This window comes from Candidatus Dependentiae bacterium (assembly GCA_020431705.1).
Lineage (GTDB): Bacteria > Babelota > Babeliae > Babelales > Vermiphilaceae > JAGQHQ01.
The window spans coordinates 15,966-35,802 of the sequence record JAGQHQ010000008.1 but is presented as its reverse complement, the minus strand read 5'-3'; the positions used below and the strand labels follow the sequence as shown (position 1 = coordinate 35,802).

16 protein-coding genes are annotated in these 19,837 nt (G+C 34.3%); 14 read left to right on the top strand and 2 right to left on the bottom strand.

Annotated features, from left to right (window positions below; translation table 11 throughout):
• The first annotated feature begins 217 nt into the window (after positions 1–217).
• From KC460_03205 to KC460_03190, 4 genes are all read left to right on the top strand, one after another.
• Positions 218–3,052: a hypothetical protein gene (locus tag KC460_03205; GenBank protein ID MCA9770352.1), complete on the top strand. Its 2,835-nt coding sequence runs from the start codon at positions 218–220 to the stop codon at positions 3,050–3,052.
• A gap of 3 nt (positions 3,053–3,055) precedes the next feature.
• Complete coding sequence (locus KC460_03200) at positions 3,056–3,637, top strand: hypothetical protein (GenBank protein ID MCA9770351.1); 582 nt, start codon at positions 3,056–3,058, stop codon at positions 3,635–3,637.
• Positions 3,638–3,915: 278 nt separating this feature from the next.
• Positions 3,916–7,035 (top strand): hypothetical protein, encoded by a 3,120-nt coding sequence (locus KC460_03195; protein MCA9770350.1) that lies wholly within the window; start codon positions 3,916–3,918, stop codon positions 7,033–7,035.
• 40 nt (positions 7,036–7,075) lie between these two features.
• The gene (locus KC460_03190) at positions 7,076–7,756 is read left to right on the top strand and encodes a hypothetical protein (GenBank protein ID MCA9770349.1); all 681 of its coding nucleotides are present in this window, start codon (positions 7,076–7,078) and stop codon (positions 7,754–7,756) included.
• Between the two features lie 516 nt (positions 7,757–8,272).
• Here the strand turns inward: KC460_03190 and KC460_03185 are convergent.
• Entirely contained in the window at positions 8,273–8,773 is a 501-nt protein-coding gene (locus KC460_03185; GenBank protein ID MCA9770348.1) for a hypothetical protein, read from the bottom strand.
• Positions 8,774–9,159: 386 nt separating this feature from the next.
• A complete protein-coding gene (locus KC460_03180) occupies positions 9,160–10,101 on the bottom strand; it encodes a hypothetical protein (GenBank protein MCA9770347.1) in 942 nt (313 codons plus the stop codon).
• A 124-nt stretch (positions 10,102–10,225) separates the two neighbouring features.
• Between KC460_03180 and KC460_03175 the strand changes: the two genes are divergently transcribed.
• The 10 genes from KC460_03175 to KC460_03130 all read left to right on the top strand — a co-directional run bounded on the left by KC460_03175 (position 10,226) and on the right by KC460_03130 (position 19,799).
• Complete coding sequence (locus KC460_03175; GenBank protein ID MCA9770346.1) at positions 10,226–11,440, top strand: type II secretion system F family protein; 1,215 nt, start codon at positions 10,226–10,228, stop codon at positions 11,438–11,440.
• Between the two features lie 13 nt (positions 11,441–11,453).
• Positions 11,454–11,885: a type II secretion system major pseudopilin GspG gene (gene gspG, locus KC460_03170; GenBank protein MCA9770345.1), complete on the top strand. Its 432-nt coding sequence runs from the start codon at positions 11,454–11,456 to the stop codon at positions 11,883–11,885.
• Entirely contained in the window at positions 11,869–12,432 is a 564-nt protein-coding gene (locus KC460_03165; GenBank protein ID MCA9770344.1) for a prepilin-type N-terminal cleavage/methylation domain-containing protein, read from the top strand. Before gspG ends, KC460_03165 begins: the two co-directional genes overlap by 17 nt.
• Complete coding sequence (locus KC460_03160) at positions 12,413–12,844, top strand: type II secretion system protein (GenBank protein ID MCA9770343.1); 432 nt, start codon at positions 12,413–12,415, stop codon at positions 12,842–12,844. Before KC460_03165 ends, KC460_03160 begins: the two co-directional genes overlap by 20 nt.
• A gap of 1 nt (position 12,845) precedes the next feature.
• Positions 12,846–13,931, top strand: a complete 1,086-nt coding sequence (locus tag KC460_03155; GenBank protein MCA9770342.1) for a hypothetical protein — start codon at positions 12,846–12,848, stop codon at positions 13,929–13,931.
• On the top strand, positions 13,928–15,007 hold the full coding sequence (locus KC460_03150) for a general secretion pathway protein GspK (protein ID MCA9770341.1): 1,080 nt from the start codon (positions 13,928–13,930) through the stop codon (positions 15,005–15,007). Before KC460_03155 ends, KC460_03150 begins: the two co-directional genes overlap by 4 nt.
• A gap of 19 nt (positions 15,008–15,026) precedes the next feature.
• A complete protein-coding gene (locus tag KC460_03145) occupies positions 15,027–16,691 on the top strand; it encodes an MCE family protein (protein MCA9770340.1) in 1,665 nt (554 codons plus the stop codon).
• Between the two features lie 226 nt (positions 16,692–16,917).
• Positions 16,918–17,946 carry a leucine-rich repeat domain-containing protein gene (locus KC460_03140; GenBank protein ID MCA9770339.1) on the top strand — a complete coding sequence of 343 codons (1,029 nt, stop codon included), beginning with the start codon at positions 16,918–16,920 and terminating at the stop codon, positions 17,944–17,946.
• 91 nt (positions 17,947–18,037) lie between these two features.
• The gene (locus KC460_03135; protein ID MCA9770338.1) at positions 18,038–18,916 is read left to right on the top strand and encodes a leucine-rich repeat domain-containing protein; all 879 of its coding nucleotides are present in this window, start codon (positions 18,038–18,040) and stop codon (positions 18,914–18,916) included.
• 274 nt (positions 18,917–19,190) lie between these two features.
• Positions 19,191–19,799: a nitroreductase family protein gene (locus KC460_03130; GenBank protein MCA9770337.1), complete on the top strand. Its 609-nt coding sequence runs from the start codon at positions 19,191–19,193 to the stop codon at positions 19,797–19,799.
• The last annotated feature ends 38 nt before the right edge of the window (positions 19,800–19,837 follow it).

Below are 19,837 nucleotides of genomic sequence, written 5' to 3'. Positions count from 1 at the left end.
AGGCTTTGAATGAATTAAAAAACGCAGGATTAAATCAAAATCAAATTGATGCCATTCGCTATGAAATCAATAGAAAAAAGTGACACAGAAGCTTTTATATATACAAGTTGTGTTTTAGTGAGAAATTAAACTTTGTTTTTTGAATTGCTTGCGTTTACTTTCTGAGTTTCATTATTCTTTTTTGAAAAGAAAAGATTATCGAAAGAAGGAATAAGTAATGAAGATAGATAGATATTTTTTCTCTAAAGCAACGCTAATTGTGTTGTGTTTTCTCTCCTTTAGTATGTATGCAGAAGTAGTAGCTGATTCTCGAGAAAGATTTAAAACCGTAATGGAGGTGTTTGGCAAGTTTATAGATTCAGGACAACCCTTTACCTTGGCAGAGTTTTTTTCTGTTGATTCGATTCCAATGCCATCTTCTGTGAGAACGGCTTTTGATCGAATGGTTATTTCTGAGCGTTCGCTTGATGTTTCTTTGGAGGATCAGTCAGCAATATTGCAATTTGGTGTTGAATTGTTTGGACAACGCTTGATAGCAAAATTACGTATTGGGCTTGAGTATCCCGTACCAAAAACTCAAAAAGTTGATATTACTGTTCCTGAAATTAAAAGAGTGAGTGGAAGCGTGCAACGTGATATACAGTGGAGCGCTGATGAGTTGTTGACTTCGGGAGATTTTGATGTTGCGATGTCATCGGACAAGAAAAAAGAAATAGAAAGCATCGCTCAAGAGCTAGCTGCGGGAAGACTTTCCAGTGAAGATGTTTTGGAAATAGGTAATACCTATACAGCAGAAGAATTAGCAATGATCGCAACAAAATTTGAACAAATAAGAGGAGTGACACTAGATACTAGGAATTTACGGCATGATGCAAAAGAATCAACACGTCGTGCTGAGCAAGCTATTAAAGCGAGCGATAAAAAGACTATTGCAGACATGATTTCTAGGCAAGAAATTTCTCCAAAAGATCTAGTTGTTATCTCTGAACGTGGAAATGTCACATTGAGCAAAGCAGATGTAGAAATAATTTTGAGGAATGTTAAAGAGGAGCAAGCGCAGCAAAGAAGATATGAAAAAATGGTTCATATGACACCCCAGAAGGTTTTTGAAAGATTAGTAAGTCAAAAAACTATAGAGAAAAATTTAGAAAATATAGCGGCAAAGTTTGAAAAAGACCTTGAAGTTATAACACAACCAAGTCAAACCGCTAAAAAATTGAAAGATACTGCAATCGGAAAAATTAAATCTATTACACCAAGATTTAGTTTGTTGTTGGGTCTACCAGATAGCTTTAAGTTTAGTGCGATAGATAGCAAATTAAGCATGTTGGATCTTGCTCAGTTTCATAAAATAGCATTGATTATTTCACAGACTGCCTATAAAGAGCCTGATTTTGGAGTGAGGGTTGATAAAGGGTTAAATATTGTTGGTAGTGTTAAAATTGCTGGACCATTGGAGCGGTTAAGTAATTTGATTGGTCAAAATTTAACTACAATAACGGTTCAAGGGCTTATTGATCCAGCAATTTTTGGTTCTCGTATTAGTGGTATTATTCCTGGCAAACTGCGATTTGGCAAGAATATTAGAACAGGTGGTCTCAAATTACACCTTTATTTGAAAGAGGTTGGTATAACAGTTGGTATTGAGACAGGGCTAGAAATAAAGCCACCAAAACAAGAGGATTGGCTAGAGTTTGTTGGTGAGATTAATGTGGCGTTAGAGAAAGCATCACTTGAATTTAGTATGCGCGGTATGTGGGAAAATGTATTTGGTATTCCTGGTCCAAAAATAGGAAATCTTAAATTTAAAGCAACAACTGATTATGCGGTAGCGGCTGCAACAGAAGGGATTTTAACACTTTCTGGTATTGGTCTTGGTGGTGAGCTTGGTATTGGTAGCAAGTCAGTTGCTGTGAATGTGTACGGTGAGATTTCAGAAACAGAAGATATTTTGATTGATGGAGCGGTTAAAGGGGGAATTTTTCTTGATGATATTGTGACATTTGCTTTTGATATTGTTGAAGGATCAGCAAAAGCAACACAGCTTGCAGGAAGAGCTGTCAATAAGGATTTTGATATTAACAAACTTCAAAACTTTAGAAAAGTAGTTGAAGAGAAAGTACCAAAACTTGGATTTGAAACAGCGCATCTATCAATTTCGCCAAAAGTGATGTGGTTTGGTGGTAAAAAATATGACGGTGTTGAATTTGATCTCATTACGTATCTTTTTAATAAAAAAGTTACTATGCATATGAAAGTAGATAAATCGGGTATAGATGCACTTGGTGCAGTGTCTTCAATAAAAATTGGGCCGGTAAAAATTACTGGAGCAGGCGCTGATAAAACAAGTGATACAGATGACGATGGGCCAGTTATTTCACTTGCGATTAAGCCAGGTGATGGAAAAGCAGAGTTATTTTTGAATGGTAAGATTGAAGCGCATTTATTTGGCAAAGATATTGTTAGCGAAATATTGGCAGATATTTCACCATTAGGTGTTCATACACGGTTTATATATGATATTGGTATGTTTAAAACACATCTTGAGTTAAGTGCAAAACTTAAAGAGCCAAAAGATTTCTTTGTCAAAGCTCGTATGGAGCAAGATGCGCTTGATACATTGTCTATCTTGCTTGAAGAAGGTGCAAAAGAAATGGTCAAAAGAGCAAACAGGGATCTAGCAGATGCTCGTGCAAAGGTAAAAGGTGCATATAAAAAAGTGCAAGAAGCAAAACAGAAAATAAAGGAGTTGTCAGCAAAGCGTCGTACAATAGAAGCAGAAAATAAAGCAAGTATTGCAAAAGCGCTTATAAACATTCAACCAGAAGTTGCTCGCTATGAACGTACTAAAGCGGAATTAAAGGATGCTGTTGCTGAATGTAAAGGTAAAGCACCAAAAGAGGCATCAAGTGATATTGATGAAAAATCTGCTATTGATCAGGAATCTGCGCTAGATAAACAAAAGGCTTTGAATGAATTAAAAAACGCAGGATTAAATCAAAATCAAATTGATGCCATTCGCTATGAAATCAATAGAAAAATAGGGAGATAATGTATGAAAAAATCAATGAGGTTTACACTTATTGGTGTAATTATTTTGGGTATTAGCATAAGCATGACTCAAGGTGCTACAAATCCATTTTCGTGGATTTATAAAAAAATAAAGTCATGTACAAAAGTGGTACCACTTGCTACAAAGGCAACATTACAAAAAGCATCATATGAAGTAAAAAAAACCTTTTTGGCTATGGCTGATAAATTAGAAAAACTTGATCCTCGTTTAGTGGGACTTGCTGCAGCAGAAAAATCTGCGCAAGCTGGTTTGACTATTGCTCAGGGAGCACTTGAAGCTGCCAAGGGAAGTTTATTTGCAGCTCAAAAAAGTGCTCAAACAATAAGTACGATGGGGCAGGCTCTAGCAACATTTAGTGGTAAAGCATTTAATGTTAAAAAAGCCGTGTTTGAAGGTTATGCAATTGATTTTACTACGAGTCCAAAAGTTAAAATGGAGTTTGATGCAGTTGTTGCTGGTCGTCCAGTGACACTTAATGAAGTTGAGTTTGATTTGCTATTTCCAGCACAAACAATAAAAAACATTTTAACACCTATTGTAAAAAAACTTTGGGATAAAATTTAGTCGTAAAATTCACCAAATTTTGTAATTTAATTATGTTTTTATTTAGCTTCTGCAAATCTTGGTATAAAAATGTTTTTACCATTGAAAAAATTATTATAATTTTTTGTTTGATTTTTTCCGCAAATCTTTTCTGTATGGCATTTTCTGTTTGGATTATATGAAAAATATTGAATAATTAAAAGTGAATACAATACACTAACACTAATATCGAAAAAATTAGGCAAAATGTGGTTGTATATGCGCTTAGAAATGCGCGTTACTCTTAGGGGGAAGTTTGTATGAAGTTTGTAAAAAATCGTTTTCATGTACTGCTGTGTTTTTTTTTGCTGACTACTGGTGGTGCGTTGGGTATGTCTACTATTGAAGAAACACTAGCGCCACTTAAAGAGGCAATTAAAAATGGTGAGACATTACCATTAAGTGAGTTGCCTGTTCTTAATCTCATTCCATTATCAGGATCTATAAAAAAAGTACTAGATGGTGTTCAAATTATTGCACCACAACTTGTTATTGATTCTAAATCTCGATCAGCAGAACTGCAGGGCGGTACTATGTTATTTGGGCAACCAGTGATAGTCAAAATTCGTATGGCACATGGAAAAATTGGCTCCAGTGCAGGTGAGCATGATTTTCTTGACGAGGTTAAGCCGAAAGAGAAGCCTCCTTTAAAAGATCTGGCTCAAAATGTGAAAGACAACATGAAGCTTGCTGAAATGGAAGAAGAGAAGCTCAAGAAGGACATGACCCCGAAAGAGCGGGAAGAGTTTGAGAAAAAAAGATCTGAGCTTAAGCAAAGAATTAAAGGAATATCGTCAGAAGATTATAAAAAGGAAGCTCAGCAAATAGCCCCGCAAAAAGAAGTGAATATTCCGGTTAAAGAAAAAGGTGCTATTGAAAAAAAAGTGAGTGCAGCAAAAGATAAAATTGGTGGATTAACTAAGGATGCCGCGGCAAAAATTAAATCTGGTACTGGTAAGGTAGTAGCAAAATTAGCTCCAAAAGCAAAGAAGTCGCTTGAAAAATTAAACTTTGCATTTTTTGTTGGCGTGCCAACAGTAAAGTTTGCCTCTATAGATAAAAACTTGGCATTTTTGGATTTAATCGAATTTTCTAATTTGGCATTTGTATTAGCAACTGGTGATTATTACGACAAAGAGTGGGAGCGAACTTTTTTTGCGGGTCTTAACCTTGTTGGTACGTGTCGTATGGGTGGTCCATTTGAAAAAGTGAATGGTACTATTGGTTCTGATTTAAATGAAATTACATTACATGGTGTTCTTGCTACAGGGCTGTTTGGTTCATCGTTAACTGCTGAATTACCCGGTAAAATTAAACTTGGCAAGTATCTTGAAACGTCTGGATTATTATTACGTGCCCAGTTGGTACAGGCCAGTTTTCCAATTGCCGTCAGTGTGTTGACTGGGGTAAATGTTAAAGTGCCAAATCAAGAGGAACCGTTAGGATTCAGAACTGGTTTTACGTATGTGCCGCCAACAGAATTAGTAATCGGTGGTTGGGTAGAGGGAATGTGGAAAAATCCATTTGGTATACCATATCTGAGCATTGGTGAAATTGGTTTACAGGCTGGTACAGATATTCAAACTGCTGCACAAAGTTATGGTATTCTTTCTCTTTCTCGCATCGGTGTGCGCGGCAGAATGGGATGGGGCAATAAATTTGTTGAAATGGCCATGAGTATTTCGCTTGCTTCCTCACGACCTGATTTAATGTTGTTTGGTACATTTGAAGGTGGCTTGTATCTCAATGAGCTTGTTGAGGTTGGTGCACAAATTATTGATTCGGGCGCAAAAATAGGTGGTAAGGAACTTGGGTTGGCACAAAAAGTAAAAGGAAAAGTGCCAAATTTTGGTCTTGAACACGCTGAGTTATATATTTCACCAATAGACGTTTCACTTGCTGGGCGTTATTACAAACAGGGAGTTACTGTTGATGGTGCAATTGACATATTGGGCGTAACAAGTCAGCTAAGATTTGCAATTGATACTAAGAAAATGAAGATTGAAGGGCTTGGCTATATGTCTACTGTCAAATTACCTTATTTTACATTGACTGGTGCTGGTAAGGATAAAGAACGTGGAACAGAAGATGATGGTCCTATTGTATATTTCCATGCTAGTACATCTCCACCATTTGTAAGTTTCTTTATTGATGGACGAGCTGAGTTAGATAAACGTATATTAGGAGGTGCATATGGTGATACTCGTCTTTCATTTTCTCCTAAAGGTATTGAATTTTGGTTTAAAGCAAAATTATTTGATCAGTTTATGACTCATCTTGAAGTAAGTGCTCAGAGTTTTTTGAAGCCAAAAGATTGGAAAGTAATAGGTAAGTTTGAGCAAGAGGCGCTTGATAATTGGGCAAAACTACTTGAAAGGGGCGCAAAAGAAATTGCTGAGGAAGCAACAAAAAATATTACAAAAGCAAAAGCGGAGCTTGAGCAGGCAAAAAAGAAGCTTGCTGATATAGACAAAAAGCAACGTCAGATACAAGAGGAAAACGATAAAAATATACAAAAGGCTATTGGTACTATTAGAGAGAACCTCAATAAACTTAAACGCGATAAAGATGAGCTCGAGCAACAAATTTCTAAGTGTAAAGGCAAAGTACCAAAAGAAGCGCAACGCGAAGCTGATAGTAAAATTCGAACAGTTAGAGATCGAGAAATTACTGTTAAAGAAATTTCAGAACAAGCAGAAGAGTTGAAGCGTCAAGGATTTAATAAAGACCAAATCGATCGTGTGATACATAAAATTTGGGTAGCAAAAATTATCAAACAGGTTGAAAATCTCAGGCGTCTTCAAGAGACTACTGAAAAAATGTCGAAGAAAACGAGCGGGGCATTTGGGGCAATTATGGATAAGATAAGTCAGGTAGGCATGAGCCCTTATGGAAAGTATGTTGAGCTTCCAAAAGACCTGGAGGGGCAGATTGAGTATTTTCTATCGGACCAAACTAAAAAGGGTATGCCAAGATCATACATTGGAGTGGTGCGTGAGATTGCTCATATAGAGTATCTAAAGAAATTTATTTCTCAGCCAGGAAATAAGACTCGACTACAGAAGATAAAACTATTAATGGATCACTTAGTGTCTATCAGAGAGAAGCTGCTTAACCGTAAAAAGTTCAGCAAAACAGAAGATATTTTTGATATACGAGTAAATCTTTATAAAGAGCTTATTTCTTACATGGCTGAACTGTATGGTTTGAAAGGTGATGGATATCTTCTTAAATTAGCTAATACATCCATTGAAGAATATAAAAGGGATCTTAGGGTTCAAATGTCTAAACTAAGACCGTCGTCGCATCAACCTATTAAACAAATAACATCATCAAAAGAAAAAGAGGATGCAAGTTTGGTAAGGCAAGAAAACAATTAAAAATTAAATTTTAATGAGTTTTTACTAGGGGAGTTCGATAGTGAAAAATAAATCAGTAGCACTAGTTGTTGTACTAGTGGCCAGCATTGGTGTGAGTGTTAAAGTTGTGCAAGGTTTTAATCCATTTAGTAAAGATGATTGGGAAGATGTTGGAGAAAACATAAAAGATACATTTAAAGAAGGTGTTGAATTCATGGGCAAAACATTTAAAAATGCAAAAGATTTAGTAGAAGATGCTTTTAAGCGTGTCAAAGAATGTGTTGCTGTTGTTGGATTGGGAAGTAAGTGGGCTGCAAAAAAAGCAGCTTATGAAGCAGCAAAAGTGTCTTTAGATGCTGCAAACGAGCTTAAAGTATTAGATCCGCGATTAACTGCACTTGAAGTTGCACAGCAAACGGCAAAAACTGCTTTAGGTGTTGCTCAAGAATCCTTAGCGGCTGCAGAAAAAAGTGCACAAGCGTTTAGTAAATTATTGCAAGGTCTTTCCGTGGCTGCAGGAAAGGGCATTAATATTAAAAGTATGTCTTTTGAAGCCTACATGTCCGAATTATTGAAATCGGCAAAAGGTCCACGTATGACTATTGATGCAGTAATTCTTGGGCAAAAAATAAAAAAAGATATACAAGTTGATTTTTCAAAACCGCTAGAAGCAGCTAAAAGATTGATGAAAGAAATTATAAAGGAACTTAAAGAGTTTAAAGATCTGATTATTATTAGATAAATAATTTTTAGATTTTATAGCGAAGTTTTATACCAATAGTAAGTTTAGGAAAAGATGGTTTTTGTAGATTCCAATTTTTATCAAAACATGTTTGTGCAGTACCACTAATTATTGCCCAAAATGCAGAACCAGCAGTACGAGAAGGTGTTATTGTAAAATTCCCAAATATTTTTCAGCTACATCAATTACACCATATTTTTTTGCCCGGCGTTTACCTTATTCTATTGAAGTATCGTATCCAACAGTATTAATTACATTAGTGAATAAATACTCTTTTTTAGAATAATTAAGATCATCTGAGGTCTGTCTACTTTTGCTCATATAGTATTTTATAGCACTCGTAATACATTTTTTATTGAGAGTATACCAAACAGCAACGCTACAGCTAAAAAATATACTTTCATTATTATTTCCAATACCTATATATGATATAGTGTTTTTTTTTGGTAGTAAAAATATCACTACCTCTACGCAGCAGAATGGCACCTTTTTTTTGATTTAAACTATGATTTATTACTATGTCACAATTATAAGATCAAGGCTTGCAGCAATAGTTTCTAGCCACGTTTTTTTAGATTTGTAATCGACGTGGATCTTGAAATTGATTTTCGGTAAAGATGGCTTTTGTAGATTCCAATTTTCATTAAAGCATGTTTGAGCAGTACCAGTTGCTGTTGACCAGAATAACGAACCTATTGTGCGAGAAAGTTTTATTGTAGCTATTTTTCCTAGAGTTCCTAAATATTTTTCAGCTACGTTAATTACACCATATCTTTTTGCCAGGCGTTCACCCCACTCCATTGAAGCATCTAATCCAACTGAATTAATTACATATAAAGGTATGGAATAAAGAATGAGTTTCTTTTTTTTAATAGCTTCAAGAGTTTCAATAATTTCAATAGTTTCAGAAGTTGCAATATTTTTAGAGTTTTTATTAATTTTTTGTGTCAAAAAATGGGCGGATAATACAATAATATTGCTTAAACAATATCCAACAAGCTTTTTATAACCGCACATTATATTGTGCTTGCTGATAGGAAATGTTATCTGGCTGTATTGAGTGTGTAACGTTATAAGTTTTTTAGAGTTAACGTTTGATGGAAGTATATATTTTTTGCAAAGTATTGAAATGGACAGTTCGAGAGGAAGATATTTGATAGATGATACAAATTCTTGAGTTTTGGATGGTGCAGGTATAGTAAGTAATAAAGTTAAAATTAATAAAAGATGCATTCTCATCATTATTCCATAATATGATTATGTCACACAATGTTTTTTGGGTAGTAAAAATATTACTACCTCTACGCAACAGAATAGCATCTATGCAAAAGACTGTCAAATAGAATTTTTTTTATTCGCAACTTCTTTTTTTGCTGAACTATGTGTTGAAAGTCTTTTTTTTTTTACTTAGTTAAAATACCCTGTTTATATGCTCGGGCACCAGCTTCAGCTTTGGTGAGACTATGAAGTAATATTTCTGATTTAGAGGTGATATAGTCTTCTTGTTCTTCTAATTCAAGTAATAATAATGATTGTGAAGAAATATCCTTTTTTACTGTTTGATAAAAATCAAGTGACAGGTCTGCACTTGTAATATCCAAAAAGAAGCAATAACGCTCGATAAGTGTAATAAATAGGTCATTTAAGTCGTCTGGATCATCGATTACATTGTGCTCAATTAAACGCGTAATATTATGAGCAATTGTCTTAACTGATTCCCATGTATCTTTACCATCTTCAGGGCTCCAAACAAGTTTGCTGATATTCATTTCTAAAAACACTAATAAAGTTTTTCTTAATTCTTGGTTAGTTGTTTCAATAGTATTTTTTTGTTCGACAATATCCAAAACTTCTTGTGAAAGATTTTCTAAAAATGTTGTTGGGCTTTTTTTAAACGAGCTAAAGTTGTTTTTAAATGAACCAAAAAGTGTTTCATAAATACTATCTTTTAAAGAATCAAGTAATTCATTTGATTTATATATGATGAAATAATCTTTCAATAAATGTGGTAGCTCTTTGAGTAATTGGCTAAATGCATATGCATTTATGTAGCTACTTGATTTCAATTTATTGTTAAAAAGACGTATTACCGAACGTGCATATGATTTTGTTTGGCCAATTTGTTTGCCGTGTTGTAAAAATTGAATAAGATGGCAAAAGTTATTTGGTAAAAAATCTTTACCATAAATCGGTTGATTGTATGTGCGTATAAGAAATTGCTTGATACCATCAGGAGAGTAGACAACTGGCTTGTAAAAATCGTTATAATGATGATAGTCTTGAAGGCAGAATGCTGTGGAGAATAAAAAGGATAGTAATATAAGGAGATTTTGTGTTGTTCTCATCGAATACTCCTTTTGATAGAGTAACAATATATAGCCAAAGCTACAGCATATCATGAAAATAGTGTAGCCTACAAGAAAGTGTTTATTTTAGGACACAAAAAAGTTATTGAGTAAGGATTTTTGCATGGCGCTGTATCGCTATAAAGCATTTTCCAAAGAGGGAAAAAAATTAAGTGGTTTTATTGATGCGCCATCTGTTGCACATGTTAAACAACAACTAAGTGTACAAGGGATGTATCCAGTTTCTATTGCACCGGCAGCTCAAGAGGCGCGTCAGGCATGGTGGAAGCATTTAGTTGTACGTGGTGTAACATCAAAAGAAAAAATTTTATTTACCAAGCAGCTTGCTGTTCTTTTGAAATCAGGTGTGCCATTACTTCAATCATTTGAATTATTGATTGACCAATTTGAAGCTGCCATGCGTGGCATTCTTGTTGCTGTTAAAGACGATATTAAAGAAGGGATGGCTCTTGCCGATGCACTCAAAAAGTATCCAAAAACATTTGAAAATATTTATGTACAATTAGTTCGTGCCGGCGAGGCAACCGGTCGTCTTGAAGTTATTTTGGAGCGGTTAGTTGATTATTTGGAACGTCGCCAAGCAATACAAAAACGTATTAGTGCTGCACTTTCTTATCCTATTATGCAGCTTGTTGTTGCTCTTGTGGTGGTTACCGTGTTACTTGTATATGTTGTGCCGACTATGAAAGAAAACTTTGCATCGCAAAAAAAGGCACTACCAGCTCCAACAGAATTTTTAATTTCACTTTCAAACTTTTTAGTTAATCACTACATTATTATTACTGGATTACTTGTGGCAATAGTTGTAGGTTTTCGTTATTGGAAAACAACGCCATCTGGTGCGCGTCGGATTGATGAAATTAAACTCAAGCTTCCACTTATTAAATTTTTTGCCCGTACAAGTGCCGTTGTGCAGTTTAGCCAAACGTTGGGAATGCTTACCGAAAGCGGTGTGAATCTTTCGGATTCATTAAATATTGTGTGTAATATTATTGATAATCGTATTTTAACAGACGCATTAAATGAAGCACGTGATAAAATAATAAAGCAAGGTAAAATTGCGCAGTACTTAAAGCAAACACACATTTTTCCACCAATTGCGATTTATTTAATTGGTACGGGTGAAGAAACGGGCAAACTAGATGTTATGTTATTGACTGTTGCAAAAAATTATGAAGAGGAGTTAGGAGAGCTAGCCGATAGTTTAGCAGCAAAGATTGGACCAATCCTGTTGGTTATGATGGCGGTTGTTGTTGGATTTATTGTATTATCTATGGCCTTGCCAATGGTGCAAATGGCAGACATTGCAGGCATTTAATTAGGAGTTTTTTATGACATATATGGCAAAGCAAGCTAAAAATGGTTTTACATTAATTGAAATTCTTATCGCAGTTGCCATTGTATTGATTATGGGGGCTGTGGTTGTTCCTGGCTTTATGGGATATATGCGTCGAGCACGTTTGACGAGTGCAAAATCAACTATTGGTACACTAGAGACTGCTATAAATCAATTTAATGCTGATACTGGTAAATACCCATCTAATCTAAAAGATCTAATCAAACGTCCGACTAGCGATGAGGCTGTTGCGAAAAAATGGGTAAGTCCATATATAAAGGGAAATGAAGTTCCAGCTGATCCATGGGGTAACCGCTACCAGTATACAGTAACGCCGGGCGCAGAGCATGCATATGAGCTATATTCATTTGGTCCGAATGGGCGTGGTGCGCCAAAAATTGAGTGGATAAGTGTCTGGGATTTATAAAAAAGGTTTTACGCTTATAGAGCTTTTGGTTGCCATAGCTATTATCGCGGTTATGGCAACTATTGTTGTTCCACGATTATGGCATCGGGCTCCGTATTATGAGCGTAAAAAATTTATTGGGCAACTAAATGCGCTTACTCGTTTTGCGTGGCAGCAGGCATTAACAAAAAACAAGTTACATCAAGTTTTTTTTAATTTTGAACAAAATAGTATTTCAATCAAAGAACAAAGCAGTGAAATAAATGCCTCTGGAGAGTCTGTTTTTACAGATATCAAAGGAACCGGTCTGCGTACATTTATAGAAATACCGCGGCACATTCAGGTAAAACAATTTTTAATTGAAGGCTCAGATGCAATGACTGTATTTGCGGGAAGACCAACACAAGAAGCGTGGTTTTTTATAATACCAGATGGTTTGAGCCAAGAAGTTATTATTAATATAGTTGATACAAGAGATAGACTGTCTAATGGTAGTGCGCGTTCAATTGGTTTGGTATTAAATCCGTTTATGGCTCAATTTAAAATTTATGATGAATTTCAAAAATAATGATGGGTTTACCCTAACAGAAGTGCTCCTTGCCGTAGCAATTATAGGATTGGTGTTAACACCAATTTTTATTACCCAAAGTACATTATTACAATCAGTTTCTCGTATTTCTCGTCGTATGGCACGAGTGTTTTTTGCTAAACAATTTTTGATAGAATCTACATCTGTAATGCAACTGAAACAAAAAGATAAAGAAGATCCAAGTATCACTATAGAAAAAAAAGTAGATGACCCAGAAACAGTTGTGATGTATAAAGTACAAAAATTGCCAAAAAATTCTGTATTCTCTCAATTTCCAGATCTTTATCTTAAAAGTACTACAGCAAAATGGCAACGTGATGGAATTGAGCAGGAGCAAACGTTGATTAGTTTTATGTTTCAACCAGAACCACCAGAAAAAAAAGGAACGTAATATGCAGCGTGGTTTTATGTTGATAGAAGTATTAATTGCGAGTCTTATTTCAGCGATATTTGGAGTAATCTTGTTTGCTGCCTACTATCAAAGTAATCGAGTAACCAGATCTATTGATGACTTTATCGATGTATACTCAAGAGAAGCGTTATTACAGCATCAATTAGAACGCGATATTTTTGGTGCTTTTATTCCCGAACAAGCCAAGGCAAAAGAAAATGCGATAGAAAATATTTTTGTAAGTACTAACAAAGATGGTACGTTTGATATGTTAACGTTTATTACCAATAATCCCTTAACAACTTACGGTGGCAGTAAACCTCGCATTGTTCGTGTTGTGTATCGATTAAAACCCGATAAGGTCAATGATCATGAAAAAAATTCGTATACACTTTTTCGTCAAGAGTCTATTAATCTTGATCTAAAAGCCTTCAAGCTGAGCGATACACTAGATGCAAAATCAATTCGAACCTATGAGGTTGCTGATGGAATCAAGAGTTTTAAGATAGAACATACTGCCATTGTACCAAAAGAAGATAAAATTGAATTAGAGAAAAAAGACGTATGGCATTCAGATTCCCCTCCTACATCAGAAGGTTCTGCTGTAGAGCTAGCAACAGCTTCTATAGGTATTTCATCACAGCAAGAGAAAGAAAAAGGTGATAAATCTGATTTTTCTAAAGATTCTGCAGGTAAAAAAGAAATAGCTCTTCCGCAAGTGGTGACATTCTTTATCACCCTTTGGGATTTACAAAAAGAACGCGAACGAAGTTTTGTTATATCTGTTCCAATTTTTGTTGGCAGTATTGATAAAGACGAAATGGAAGAAAAGATAAAAGCACGAAAAGAAAAACAAGTTCAACAACAAAATCAAAAAAAGCAAACTCAAAAGCAACTTCAAATGCAAAATTTTGCTCCTGTAGGAACAAAGCAGAGTATTGTACAAAACAAAAAAAGACAACATAACATAATGATTAATGGTAAACAGCTGGGAGATAATATTTTATTAGAAAAACAAACAGTGGTTGTCGGGGGTGGTAAATCGCCTGTTGGTATGAAGCGTAAACTAGTTCAGGTGTCAGCATGAATCAAAAACAAGATGGATATATATTGCTTTTGACGGTGATGATTATTTCTATTTCTGTTTTTTTGGTGACTTATATTTCAAATAAAAGTCTCGTCTATATTTCGTTTTCTAAGTCAGTAATTAATAGACAGCAAGCAACAGTACTTGCATGGGGTGCCTTACAAATTGCTACAAGCCAACTGCAACGTGTTGGCCTAAAAGAACAAGAGAATGAGTCAGATAAAAGTGATAAACAAAATGACAAGAAACCACTGAGTTGGGAGCAAAAATTTCTTGAAGCATTTTTTCCATCTCTTCATCAATGGCAAACATTTAAACTAAAAGAGGGGGTAGAGGGTATTGATGCGACTATACGGATCTGCCTCTCGTGCGAAGAAGGAAAAATAAATTTAAATAATATTTATGATTTTAAAGAGAAAAAGTTTAATAACGGGGCTGAAAAGTTTTTACAGGATATTTTTGGGCGTATTGAAAAAAAAATTGGTATACAAAACTTATTTGCTGCGTTTACAACATTTCTAAAAGAGCGGCAATATAACATACAGGACGTAACTGAATTGCTCAATATCAAAGAACTACACTACTTTAAGAATCGTATTTTTTATTATCCTACTATTGATGATAGTACAATAGCAGATGGAAAAAAGGTAAATAAGCAAGAAAAGCATCTGTATTTGAGTGACATTTTTACGACATGGCCAAAAAAAGAAACTTTGCAGCCATTATTACTATCATCATCGTTGCAATTATTACTTGAATTTAAGGGGGAAAATAATATAGAGAGTAGAAAAAATATGATAGAACAACAGTTGGAGCATTTTAAACCAAAATTAGATTTAAAAACAGACTGGGGTCTGTTGTTTATCCCGATATACGGTATTCCATGGGAAGCGGTACCAGAAGGGGTTCGCAATAAATTTAATGCCACATTTGAACCAGCTATTTTTTCTGTTGTAGTTGCTACAACAGTTGGTGAGGTAACACAACGGTTATTAGCTTTACTTGAACGAGTACCAACATCACAGGATGACAGATACCAATTTCATGTTAAGCTAAGGAAGGTATATTGGCTTTGATTGTCAAAAAGGAACTATCTTGCAAGCAAAAACAGAAACACTTGTTGGTTTATTCATCTTGGCAGCACTGGGTGTGTTTATATACATGGGATTTCAAATTGGTGCATTCCGATTTGATCGCATGCATTATAACAAGTATACCATGTATTTTGAAGATGTCTCAGGTCTTTCTCGAAAAGCAGAAGTAAAAATTGCTGGTGTAAAAGTTGGCTGGGTAGAAGAAATTAGTTTGGTTCGAGAAGATCAAATGCAAGCTGAAGCAAAAGTTATGGTGCTCAAAGATTATCATCTGTATCATGATGCTCATGCAATTGTACGCCAAGAAGGTTTACTTGGTCCGAAATATTTAGAATTAATACCAGGTGATCCATTGCTATCAGAATTAGAATCAGGAAGTCGACTTGGTAAGCCAAGCATAGCACCTGTTTCTGTTGATGAGTTGTTGCATCAAGTACAAAAAATTGCCGCGCATGTGCAAGAAGTTACCGCATCATTCAAAGATGCTGTCGGTGGTATTGAAGGTAGAAAGCAATTACAATCTATTTTTGAAAATTTAGATATTACTACGCAAAAAATGGCATCATTTTCACAAGTGCTTAATCGCTCTTTGATTCGCAATGAAGATAATCTTAATAGAGTTTTTGAAATAGGCGATCATGTAGCGCGACTCTCTAGTCAGTTAGAATCACATGTATTACCAGCGTTTCAAGATGGTATAGAAAGGATATCAGATGTATTTGACAGAGACTTCAATCGTCTTGCTACGCAAGTAGAAGTGACAGCAAATGCATTTGAAGAAGTATCAACTCAAGCGCGTGATGGTTTCAAAAATATTAGTTCTGTGGCAGAAAAAATAGATGAGGGTAAAGGACTTATTGGTAAACTTATCAATGATGAAGAAACGTATCGTGATTTAAAAGTCGCAGTGCATGGTATCAGGGATTATTTTGCTAAAGTTGATACTATGCAAATTATTTTTGATTCACATGTAGAAGCGATGCAAAGGCCGGCAGAAAATTATCGTTTTGAAGATTCAAAAGGATATTTTGATGTTCGCATCCATCCATCGGAAGATAAATTTTATATATTGCAATTAGCTGTTTCGGAAAAAGGATATTTAGATCGTTTTGAGGTGCGTAAAAAATACTGCGATGAAGATGTAAGGCGTTGTGATCCGGATGAAGCAGCACGTACGCTTGTGGATGCGGGTAAACTTGTATTAGATGATAATGACAAATTAGAAAATGTTTTTAGAGCAAAACGAGAAGTTTTTACAAGAAATACACTCAAGTTTGGTTTACAATTTGGTAAAATATTTGGCAATGTGGCATTCCGTTTTGGTTTGTTCGAAGGTTTTGCTGGCTTAGGTGTCGATTTTGATATTCCAATGTCAACAGATAAATTTCGCTGGGTTACCACGTTTGAGGCATTTGATTTACGTGGTTGGAACCGTATTGAAGATCGTCGTCCACATATCAAATGGATTAATCGTATGTTTGTACTTGATAATATTTATTTCACTTTTGGTGCTGATGACTTTATCAGCAAAAATAATGCTAATGCATTTTTCGGTGCAGGTATTCGTTTTTGTGATGATGATATTAAGTTTATGCTTTCTACTGTTGCAAGTGTATTGCCAAATATTTATGGTGGTGCAACAACAGTACTTGCTGCAACTGTGTAGTTATTTCGAAACAGGCTATCATTAAATTCTCTGAATTTTTTCTTTCTAGCTTTTTTTAAAAATACTTATTTTTACCTTTTGTAAAAAATTTTTATTGTTAAAGATTTTGAAATAAACAAGAAAAAATAAAAAGCTTTTTCTTTGTTTATTTTTTTTATATTTAATCTATTATAGGCAATAGAGTTTTTTAATTTTTAACACTACTCAATTGTGCGGGGTTGCTTATATGTATAAAAAGATATCTTTAGTTTTCTTATTAAGTGGATCTATTTTTTCAATGTATGGCATGAAAAAAGTGGGATCTCTTGTTGATTTATCAAGGGCTGTAGTAGCAAAACAAGTAATAAATGAATCTTTAGATGAAGGACTTTTGGATGGATGGCGCAAACCATATTTTTTTAAGATTCCTGAAGAAAAAGCAGAGGGTGTAATACAAAAACTGGCATCTTTACCAAAGTTAATTCGTATACCACTCTTGAAAGAAGTGGGACGAATTTTACGTTTAAAAGATAAAACAGTTCTTAACCTTGGAGTGGACTATGGATTTAGTATTCAAGAGTTGTTTCGTACTTTTAGTCATAGGTGTCATTTTTCAGTACATAGCTATGGATCAAATAATTCTGAAAGATACCATACTTTAGGTGGAATGGAGGGTTTTAAACTATATCTTAGATTATTTGGATCGGAAAACTATGAAATAAGTTCTGATCAATTGGATAAGATGAAAAGTTATGAAATGGATCTTAGTCAATTAGGTATCAATAATCTCAATGGTATTGAGATCTTACATGCTGGAATAGAATCTTCTCAATGTAAATTTATTAGATTTACGATTCCTAAATTTACGATTAAGTATATAGAAAAACTTGAGCATCTTTATATAAGAAATAATAGTATTTCAGAGATAGGAAATCATCTTTTTTTAAATTTTAATACATTAAAAAGTCTTGATTTATCTGGTAATCAAATAAGTGTAGTTAAGCTACATTCACTTAATGGTTTAGGAAATTTAGAGTATCTTTCTCTCGCAAGTAATGAGCTTACTAATTTTGATCCAAAAATTTTGCAGTACACGCAAAAGTTGAAGAAGATTAATCTGCGTAATAATTATTTAGATAATACAGAAGAGCTCAAAAAAACCATTAAAGCAGAGTTTCCATACGAGCATATGATAAATATTAATTTGAAATATCAAAAGGAATCTTCAAAAAAAGAAAAAAAAGAAGGTGAAGAAGGATTAACTAAGAAGGTTTAGCAGAGATAAGATTTTCGGCTATGTGTTGCGATATAGAAAATAAAATTAAATTATCATTTTTGATATCATTCAATTATATGGGATCATATATATGTATAAAAAGATTTTTTTAGTTTTCTTATTAAGTGGATCTATTTTTTTAATTCATGGAATGGAAGAAGTCAGATCTCTTCTTGATTTATCAAAAGCGGTAGTAGTTAAACAGGTAATAAATGAGTCTGTGCGTGAGCGGCTTTTGGATGAATGTCACGAACCATTTTATTTTGCTGTTCCTGAAAAAAAAGCGGAAAAGCTGATGCAGAAATTAGCATTTTTACCAGATGAGCTTCGTATACCGATTTTGAAGGAAATTGGACGAACTTTACGCTTAAAATATAGAAAAGTTCTCAATCTTGGGGTTGATTATGGTTTTAGTATTAAGGATTTATCTTCTTCTGTTGAGCACATTAATCATTTTTTAGTGAAATGTTCTTCTTATAATTTGAAAGAACATGAAATGTTTCTAGATAATTTGGGTATTAATAGTCTTGAGGGTATTGAAAGTCTACACACAGGAATAGAATATTCTAAAAATAAACCTAAATCTATGATTTGTAATATAGAAAAAGTTAAGCATTTGTATGTAACAAAGAATAGTATTTCAAAATTAGAAAACTATCTTTTTTTGAATTTTAGTACGTTAAAAAGTCTTCATTTGGCAGACAATAAAATACGTATGATTAAACCAGATTCACTGAGTGGCTTAGGAAATTTAGAGTATCTTTCTCTTGCCAATAATGAGCTGACTAATTTTGATCCAAGAATTTTACAGCATACGCCGAATTTGCAAGGTATTAATCTTTGTAGTAATTATTTAAAGAATACACAAGAGCTTGAAGAAGCTATAAAAAAAGAGTTTCCGCAAGACTATGGAATACATATTTACTTAGACAGTCAAAAAGAGTGCCCAAAAGAGGAAAAAAAGAAGTAGAAGTATCTACTCAAAAAATTGAGGAAAATTCAGACTCTCAGTTATGTATTATGGGTTACACAATAAATATAGTGATTTAGATTTATAAAAGGAATCATTGCGTTTTTATATGCAATGACTTCTTTTATATTACGTTAAACTTTTCTAACTCTTTTCTAGGTTTTTATTTATTGTTATACACTTATCAACCATAAGATAGAATTAAAAAGTTATTGATTGATTTGTATGGTGTTACCATCAATAGTAGCTAATTAAAAAAACTAAAGGAGATGTCATGCGAAGTGCACAATATCCAATAGAATCAATAATTTTAAATAGATGGTCGGCTTATGCGATGTCTGGTGAAAGTATTAGCGACAATGAGTTGATGATGCTTTTTGAAGCAGCACGATGGGCGCCATCATCGTATAATGGCCAGCCGTGGCGATTTGTCTATGCAAAACGAGACACATCTCAATGGCAATTATTTTTGAATTTAATGGTACCGTTTAATCAGGGATGGGCACAAAATGCTGCGGTACTGATTGTAGTTATTTCTAAAAATGATTTTGAGCATAATGGTACACATTCTCGTACGCATTCTTTTGATACTGGTGCGGCGTGGCAAAACTTAGCATTGCAGGGTGTGCATATGGGGTTAGTAGTGCATGCAATGGAAGGTTTTGATTATGATAAGGCGAAAGAAGGGTTAAATATTCCTGATAGTTACACCGTTGAAGCAATGGTTGCTGTAGGAAAACCGGGTAATATAAATGTGCTTGATGATGGGTTGCAAAAAAAAGAGAGAACACGTTCTAATAGAAAACCCATTGAAGAATTTGTTTTTGAGGGTATGTTTAAAACTGAGTTGCCACTAGAAATTCCATTGAATAAGCAAAAATAAACATAACAGTTTTTAGCTCAAAATTTTGAGTAGTATTT